This is a genomic window from Solibacillus kalamii (assembly GCF_002174535.1).
GTDB classification, from domain to species: domain Bacteria; phylum Bacillota; class Bacilli; order Bacillales_A; family Planococcaceae; genus Solibacillus; species Solibacillus silvestris.
This window is the reverse complement of sequence record NZ_NHNT01000020.1, coordinates 24,219-32,769: the sequence shown is the minus strand read 5'-3', so window position 1 is coordinate 32,769 and position 8,551 is coordinate 24,219. Positions and strand designations below refer to the sequence as shown.

The 8,551-nt window shown below is 38.8% G+C and carries 5 protein-coding genes, 1 rRNA gene and 1 other annotated feature; of the genes, 5 read left to right on the top strand and 1 reads right to left on the bottom strand.

Annotated elements, in window-relative coordinates:
* The 4 genes from rrf to asnB all read left to right on the top strand — a co-directional run.
* A 5S ribosomal RNA gene (gene rrf, locus CBM15_RS18800) occupies window positions 1-113 on the top strand; the annotation flags it as partial.
* A 188-nt stretch (window positions 114-301) separates the two neighbouring features.
* The gene (gene guaB, locus CBM15_RS18795; RefSeq protein WP_087618649.1) at window positions 302-1,768 is read left to right on the top strand and encodes an IMP dehydrogenase; all 1,467 of its coding nucleotides are present in this window, start codon (window positions 302-304) and stop codon (window positions 1,766-1,768) included.
* 135 nt (window positions 1,769-1,903) lie between these two features.
* Window positions 1,904-3,241, top strand: coding sequence for a D-alanyl-D-alanine carboxypeptidase family protein (locus tag CBM15_RS18790; protein WP_087618648.1), 1,338 nt, complete (start codon window positions 1,904-1,906; stop codon window positions 3,239-3,241).
* A gap of 131 nt (window positions 3,242-3,372) precedes the next feature.
* The gene (gene asnB / locus CBM15_RS18785) at window positions 3,373-5,199 is read left to right on the top strand and encodes an asparagine synthase (glutamine-hydrolyzing) (RefSeq protein ID WP_087618647.1); all 1,827 of its coding nucleotides are present in this window, start codon (window positions 3,373-3,375) and stop codon (window positions 5,197-5,199) included.
* A 40-nt stretch (window positions 5,200-5,239) separates the two neighbouring features.
* Here asnB and pdxR read toward each other — a convergent pair whose 3' ends face one another.
* Window positions 5,240-6,643: a MocR-like pyridoxine biosynthesis transcription factor PdxR gene (gene pdxR / locus CBM15_RS18780; protein WP_087618646.1), complete on the bottom strand. Its 1,404-nt coding sequence runs from the start codon at window positions 6,641-6,643 to the stop codon at window positions 5,240-5,242.
* A 156-nt stretch (window positions 6,644-6,799) separates the two neighbouring features.
* Window positions 6,800-7,014, top strand: a binding site (T-box leader).
* 97 nt (window positions 7,015-7,111) lie between these two features.
* On the opposite strand from pdxR, the gene serS reads away from it, so the two are divergent.
* A complete protein-coding gene (serS, locus tag CBM15_RS18775; protein ID WP_087618645.1) occupies window positions 7,112-8,404 on the top strand; it encodes a serine--tRNA ligase in 1,293 nt (430 codons plus the stop codon).
* The last annotated feature ends 147 nt before the right edge of the window (window positions 8,405-8,551 follow it).

Genomic DNA, 8,551 nt, shown 5'->3' with positions numbered 1-8,551 from the left:
AGTGATGATGGCAAAGAGGTCACACCCGTTCCCATACCGAACACGGAAGTTAAGCTCTTTAGCGCCGATGGTAGTTGGGGGCTTCCCCCTGTGAGAGTAGGACGTCGCTTCGCACAACGCAAACCCACTGAGTAATCAGTGGGTTTTTTGTTATAAACTACTTATTTTTTGTACATACGAAGGAAAAACCAAATAATATAATATTCCGAATTATTTTATTTTTTAAAGATTCTTGACAGTGATGTCCCTCGGAGGTAACCTTACAATAATATTCTTTTATAAATAGGAGGCATTCTTAACAATGTGGGAAACAAAATTTGCTAAAGAAGGTTTAACTTTTGATGATGTACTATTAGTGCCAGGACACTCTGAAGTGTTACCGAAAGATGTTAATTTGTCTGTAAATCTGACTGACAACATTAAGTTAAACATTCCGCTAATCTCTGCAGGTATGGATACTGTAACCGAATCAAAAATGGCAATTGCCATGGCTCGTCAAGGTGGAATTGGTATTATTCATAAAAATATGAGTATTGATGAACAAGCAGAAGAAGTCGAAAAAGTAAAACGCTCTGAAAATGGCGTTATTACAAATCCTTTCTTCCTTACACCAGAACATCAAGTATTCGATGCAGAGCATTTGATGGGCAAATACCGCATTTCAGGTGTCCCTATTGTAAATAACATGGAAGATCAGAAGTTAGTGGGTATTATTACAAACCGTGATTTACGCTTCATTTCAGATTACTCATTAAAAATTGATGATGTAATGACAAAAGAAGATTTAATCATTGCTCCTGTAGGGACAACTTTAGAAGATGCAGAAAAAATTCTTCAGCAATATAAGATCGAAAAGTTACCGCTTGTTGATGAAGCTGGGAAGTTAACAGGCTTAATCACAATTAAAGATATCGAAAAAGTAATTGAGTTTCCAAATGCCGCGAAAGATAGCCATGGCCGATTAGTTGTAGGAGCGGCGGTTGGAGTTTCAAAAGATACAATGATGCGTATTGCTAAGTTAGTGGAAGCACAGGTGGATATCGTTGTTATTGATACAGCACATGGTCATTCTCAGGGAGTTTTAAATACAATCAAAGATATTCGTGCAGCTTATCCGGACTTGGATATTATCGCAGGGAATGTTGCAACAGCTGAAGGGACACGTGCACTGTTTGAAGCTGGTGCCGATGTTGTAAAAGTAGGTATCGGACCTGGTTCTATTTGTACAACTCGTATTGTTGCAGGTGTTGGTGTACCACAAATTACAGCTGTTTACGATGCAGCATCAGTTGCTCGTGAATTAGGTAAAACAATTATTGCTGATGGCGGTATCAAGTATTCAGGAGATATCGTAAAAGCTTTAGCTGCAGGTGGACATACTGTAATGTTAGGTTCATTATTAGCAGGAACGTCTGAATCTCCTGGTGAAACAGAAATCTTCCAAGGACGCCGCTTTAAAGTATACCGTGGAATGGGTTCACTTGGTGCAATGGAAAAAGGTTCTAAAGACCGTTACTTCCAAGAAGATGCGAAAAAGCTCGTTCCAGAAGGAATTGAAGGACGTTTACCATACAAAGGGCCTTTAGCAGATACAATTCATCAATTAGTTGGTGGTGTACGTGCCGGAATGGGTTACTGCGGTGCACCGAATTTAGAACAATTACGTGAAAAATCACAATTCATCAAAATGTCAGGTGCAGGACTACGTGAATCACATCCACATGATGTACAAATCACAAAAGAATCACCAAACTACTCTTTACAATAATTGCTAGGAAACTTTCAAACGTTACTATCGTCAAATTGAAGATAGTAACGTTTTTTTATTAACAGAAGGTCACATACAACTACTTATGTATGATAAAATGACGTTAGACAAGATTAAAAATTTGGAGGTAGCTTTGTGAAGAAGGTAAAAAAGCAAACGGTTTTAAGTATTGCCTTAATCCCGATTTTAATACTTAGCATGCTGGCGATAACACCTGCTAAGACAAATGCAGCAACGGATTTAGGATTAACGGTAGATGCAGCAATTTTGATTGATGCAGATACAGGAAAAATTTTATATGAGCAAAATGCGGAAACAGCTTTAGGTATTGCAAGTATGACGAAAATGATGACAGAATATCTATTACTTGATGCAATCAAAGAAGGCTCAATTTCATGGGATCAGGAATATAATGTAACAGAGTATACATATAAAGTTTCCCAAAATCGTTTATTAAGTAATGTGCCGTTACGTGCGGATGGTACGTATACGATTAAAGAATTATATGAAGCAATGGCAATCTATTCTGCAAATGCTGCTACAATTGCGATTGCAGAAACAATTGCAGGTACAGAAAAAGAATTCCTGAAATTGATGGATAAAAAAGCAGAAGAACTTGGTTTGGAAAATTACAAGTTTGTAAACGCAACAGGCTTAAATAATGCTGACTTACAAGGCATGCATCCAGAAGGTACTGGAGAAAAGGATGAAAACGTTATGCCTGCTCGTTCTGTAGCAAAATTAGCCTACAACTTATTAAAAGATCATCCTGAAATGTTAGAAACAGCAAAGATTCCGAAGAAAGTATTCCGTGAAGGAACTTCGGATGCAATTAGTATGTCCAACTGGAACTTCATGCTACCAGGCCTTGTATATGAATATGAAGGCGTAGACGGGTTAAAAACGGGTACGACAGATTTTGCTGGTCATACGTTTACAGGTACGGCTAAACGCGGAGATACACGTTTAATTGCTGTTGTTATGAAGGCAGTGGATTCAAATGGTGTAGGTTCTTATAAAGCACGTTTTGATGCGACAGCGAAGTTATTCGATTATGGATTTGGTCAATTTTCAAAAGTAGAACTTCTTCCAGGAAACTATGTATTTGAAGAGCAAAAATCAATTCCTGTTACAAAAGGGAAAGAGGACTCTGTCAAAATTGCTGTAAAAGAGCCAGTTACTGTAATGGTGAAAACAAGCGATAAAGATTCATACGTTCCGACATTGACATTGGACAAGAAAGAAATTGAAGCAGGTATTGAGAAAGACCAAGTTGTCGGACAGGCTGTACTTGCACCTACAGAAGGTGTAGATTTTGGCTATATTGACGGCAATGGTATTGTTGCAGATGTTGTGACGACAGAACCAGTAGAACGTGCAGGGAAAATATCATTAATGTTCCAAGGTATCGGAAGCTTTTTTGGTAACCTATGGGATGGTGTATTCGGATTTGCAGGTAATTTAATTAAATAATAAATGAGCTTTTTTACAAGTAAACACTTGTAGAAAGGCTCTTTTTTTTTATCAGAAGGAATTTTTTCGAATGGGACAATTTGTCGATAATCCATACAAAACATACATTGATACATGGAGGGATAATAATCATGTGTGGAATATCAGGTTGGATCGATTTCTCGACTCATTTAGTAAATGAGGAATCGATGATAAAAAAAATGACGAGGACGCTTTTACACCGAGGTCCGGATAGTGAAGGGTACTTTATAAGCAAACATGCTTTATTAGGCCATAAACGGCTTGCAATTATCGATTTAGTGACGGGAAGCCAGCCAATGACACGCGGTGAGTTGACCATTGTGTACAATGGCGAAGTTTACAATGCAAATGAGCTTCGTGAACAGCTTAAAAGTCTAGGCCATTCCTTTTATACATCATCCGATACAGAAGTCATTTTAATGGCGTATGTTGAATGGAAAGAACGCTGTATGGAGTACTTAAATGGAATATTTGCTTTTGCTGTATGGAATGAGCAGGAGCACTCGCTGTTTCTATGTCGTGACCGGCTAGGGGTAAAGCCTCTGTTTTACTATGAGCTTCCGGATGGGCTATTGTTCAGCTCTGAAATAAAAGGGATCCTGGCACATCCTGCTGTAAAGACAGAAGTTGATGCAGAAGGGCTTGCCGCATTATTCAGTCTTGGTCCTTCCCGTATTGTAGGGCATGCCATATTTAAAGGGATTAAGGAAGTTAAACCCGCATATGCAATGATAGTGCGGAAGGGTTTCAGGAAAAGCTGGCAGTATTGGGATATTGAAAGTAAACAACATGAGCACTCAGAGGCAGAAACGATTGAGAATGTCCGGGAACTCGTAACAAATGCGATTATCCGTCAATTAATAAGTGATGTGCCGCTCAGTACAATGCTTTCAGGCGGGCTTGATTCAAGTATCATTACTGCGGTTGCTGCTCGGCAACTAGCGAAAGAACAGAAAACATTATCAACGTATTCCGTAGCATTTGAAGAAAATGACCAACACTTTATGCAAAATTCATTTCAAACGACTCAGGATGAATACTGGATCGGCAAAATGCAACAGGCATTTCAGACAAAACACCGACAAGTGACATTGACTCAACAAGAATTAGTAGAAGCTCTGGAACAGGCGATGCGTTTAAAAGATATGCCGAGTATGGCGGATATCGACAGCTCGTTTTATTTATTCTGCAAAGAGATGAAAAAAGAACATACGGTAGCGTTATCCGGTGAATGTGCGGACGAAGTATTTGGTGGTTACCCATGGTTTTATGAAGGGAAAAAAGGAACACTATTCCCGTGGCTACGCTCAACTAAGGAACGTGAACAGTTATTTAAAGCAGATTGGCAAAAGCGTCTGCAATTGCCGCAGTTTATGCAAAGTACTTATGAAGAGGCAGTTAAGGGAATGCCTGCATTTTTAGGAAATAAAGAAGAGCAGGAACGTCAGCAGCTGTTTTATTTAAATAACCAGTTTTTTATGCAGACATTATTGGAGAGAAATGACCGGATGACAATGGGCGCAAGTATGGAAGTCCGGGTACCGTTTGCAGATCATACGATAATTGAGTATGTATGGAATATTCCTTGGGAAATGAAAAATAGCGGCGGGATGGAAAAGGGGATTTTACGAAAGGCATTTCAGGATATTTTACCGAAGGAAGTTGTGGAACGTAAGAAAAATCCGTATCCAAAAACGTACCACCCAAAATATACAGAACTCGTTCATCAGCGACTGCAGCAAATTTTAAGGCAGAAACACTCAGTTCTTCATGAATTGTTTGAAAAAGAGCAGTTAGAGCAATTATTAGCTACAAATGGCCAATCGTTTCAAATTCCTTGGTTTGGCCAGTTAATGGCGGGGCCTCAGCTCATCGCCTACTTTATACAATTACATGAATGGGTCGAGCAATACCGCATCAATATTATTACAACATAAAGAGACGTTCCCATACGGAACGTCTCTTTAAAAATCCCTTCTATATTAATTTTTTAGAAATCCCCCAAATTTCCATTAGCTGATGAATGTTCGGCTCAATATCATGAAGCTGCAAATTGCCAAATCCTAATAAAAACGTTCTTTTGGAGTAATGCTGCTCTGTTAAATAATAATTCGATAACGGTAAAATATGAATGCCATTCTGGCGTGCAACCTGTTGCAGTTCCCGTTCTGATTTCTCATGACGGAAGGCAACAAGTATGTTTGTACCGGCAGCATCCCCGGAAATCGTGATTTGGGGGTAATGATTTGAAAAGACTTCGATGCATTTATCATGCTTTTTGCGGTAAATTTTACGCATACGGTTTAAATGTTTGGCAAAGTGTCCGTCTTTCATAAATTTCGCTAAAATATGCTGTTCAAACCGCGGAACGGTAGAAGAATAGTAATTGAAATGTTCCTGATAGCGTTGAACAAGTGTCGGCGGCAAGACGAAAAAAGCGACTCGCAATGATGGCATCAATGATTTTGTAAAGGTACTTAAATAAATGACACGATCATTTACATCAAGTCCTCTAAGAGCCGGAATTGGCTTTCCAATATAGCGAAATTCACTATCGTAATCATCTTCAATTATAAAACGGTCTGGTGCTTTTGCTGCCCAGTTCAATAATTGTGTCCGTCGGTTAGCTGAAAGAACCGCACCAGTCGGGAATTGATGTGAAGGTGTTATATACACGACATTGGCATTCGTTTTCTGCAATTGTTCAACAACAATTCCATCTGTATCAACAGAAATCGGGATAGCGAGCTGCCCCAATTGATGACGTGGAATAGGTGAATAACCTGGATTTTCAAAGGCAAGCTGGGAATTAGTATCTAAAATTTTTAAAATCATAGGCAGTAACTGCTCAGTACCGGAACCAATGACGATTTGCTCTGGCTCACATTCGATTCCGCGCGATTGGTGTAAATAATTTGCAATTTCGATACGCAGTGCATGCTCACCTTGACGTTCCCCTGTTTGCAGTAAATGTTTGAAAGGTCTATCCAGAACGTCCTTCGCATATTTACGCCATATCGTAAAAGGAAAAGCATCCTCATCAATTTTTGCAGAGGAGAAATCAATTTTATATTCCATAGTTTCTGTTGTCTTTTTAATCTCTTTGGTCGTGATATCACTTTGGCGGTAAGGTAATGAATCTATTTCTTCAACGAAGTAACCGACACGCGGTTTTGATATAATATAGCCTTCCGCCAACAGCTGCGAATAGGCGAGCTCGACGGTTGTTTGACTTATATTGAAAAAATCAGCCAGTTCCCGTTTAGAAGGCAAACGCACACCTACAGCCAGCTGGTTGTTAGTAATCGCATTTTTTATGCCGATATACAGTTGTTCATATAGTGGAATCGTATGGTCCTTTTGAAGCTGAAAGAAAAGCATTTTCTTATCCTCCTTATGTAGCCTTAATGAAATTTCAATTTTAACTAATATTGATGTTGTCAGAAAAGTATAGCACGATGTAGAAAATTAATGAATGTTTTCATCGGAACTTGCAAATGTATATGGTTTTATAGTACAGTATGGTTAAATTTATAAATGAATTCGATGATAGGAAGTAGTAGCAAGCCCGTTTTTTTCAGAGAGTCAGCGGTTGGTGGAAGCTGATAAAGACACTTGTGAATCCGTCCTTGAGATGCTTTTTCCGAAATACTAGTAGGTGGAAGCCGGCTTACCAAAGTCGTTAATTGTTAAGAGGAATAGATTTTTTCTATTCAATTAGGGTGGCAACGCGGGTAGCTCTCGTCCCTTTCATAGGGATTGAGGGCTTTTTTGTATTTAATCCGCTAGTACATTAATGTATTAAAGTGCTCAAGATCATCATTTCATAAATTTTAGGAGGAAAAAACTATGTTAGATATTAAACGCGTCCGTGACAATTTTGAAGAAGTAAAACGTATGCTTCTTACACGTAATGAAGATTTAGGGAATTTGGACAACTTCGAAAGCTTAGATACGAAGCGTCGTGAATTAATCGCCAAAACAGAAGTATTGAAAGCAGAGCGCAATAAAGTGTCTGAGCAAATTTCTGTTATGAAACGCAACAAAGAAGATGCATCAGAAGTAATTGCACGTATGCGCGAAGTAGGCGATGAAATTAAAGCATTGGATGCCGAGTTAAATGCCATTGAAGATGAATTTAAAGATATGATGATGCGTTTGCCGAATATCCCGCATGAATCAGTACCTGTTGGCACAGAAGAAGATGATAATGTGGAAGAGTACACTTGGGGCGATGTGCCGGCATTTAATTTTGAAGCAAAAGCACATTGGGATATTGCCAAAGAATTAGATATCGTAGACTTTGAGCGCGGAGCTAAAGTTACGGGAAGCCGTTTCTTGTTCTATAAAGGTTTAGGCGCACGTTTAGAGCGTGCTTTACTGAACTTCATGATGGATCTTCATTCAGACCAGCATGGCTATACAGAAATGCTGCCACCGCAAATCGTTAACCGCGATTCACTGACAGGTACAGGCCAATTACCGAAGTTTGAAGAAGATGTATTTAAATTAGTTCGTGAAGAAGATGAAATGGATTATTACCTGATTCCAACTGCTGAAGTACCGGTAACAAACTATTACCGTGATGAAATTTTATCAGCGGATATGCTGCCGCAAGCGTTCTCTGCATTCAGCGCTAACTTCCGTTCAGAAGCAGGCTCTGCAGGTCGTGATACACGTGGACTGATCCGTCAGCATCAGTTCAATAAAGTAGAATTAGTTCGCTTCGTTAAACCGGAAGAATCTTATGAGCAACTTGAAATTTTAACAGGTCATGCTGAAAAGGTATTACAGCTTTTAGGATTACCATACCGTAAATTAAAAATGTGTACAGCTGATTTAGGGTTCACAGCTGCGAAAAAATACGATTTAGAAGTATGGATTCCAGCTCAAAACATGTACCGTGAAATTTCTTCTTGTTCAAACTTCGAAGATTTCCAAGCGCGTCGTGCCAATATCCGTTTCCGTCGTGAAGCAGGAGCAAAACCGGAATTCGTTCATACATTAAACGGTTCAGGTCTAGCAATTGGTCGTACAGTAGCGGCGATTTTGGAAAATTACCAGCAAGAAGATGGTTCTGTTGTTATTCCGGAAGTATTACGTCCATACATGGGTGGCGTAGAAATCATTATTGCAAAATAATTTCATGTAAATTAAAAAGTGTGTTGAAACAACAATTTCAACACACTTTTTTTATTTTCTACGGTAAAAATATTTCGGAATATTTAGTAATTTGTTTTACAAAACGAGAATATTTTGTTATATTCGAGAAAATAGGATATTGGATAC

What these genes read in the sequence shown, in the direction of transcription:
- guaB (WP_087618649.1), top strand. Translation starts at nt 302, where the DNA reads ATGTGGGAAACAAAATTTGCTAAAGAAGGTTTAACTTTTGATGATGTA.
- asnB (WP_087618647.1), top strand. Translation starts at nt 3,373, where the DNA reads ATGTGTGGAATATCAGGTTGGATCGATTTCTCGACTCATTTAGTAAAT.
- pdxR (WP_087618646.1), bottom strand. Translation starts at nt 6,643, where the DNA reads ATGCTTTTCTTTCAGCTTCAAAAGGACCATACGATTCCACTATATGAA.
- serS (WP_087618645.1), top strand. Translation starts at nt 7,112, where the DNA reads ATGTTAGATATTAAACGCGTCCGTGACAATTTTGAAGAAGTAAAACGT.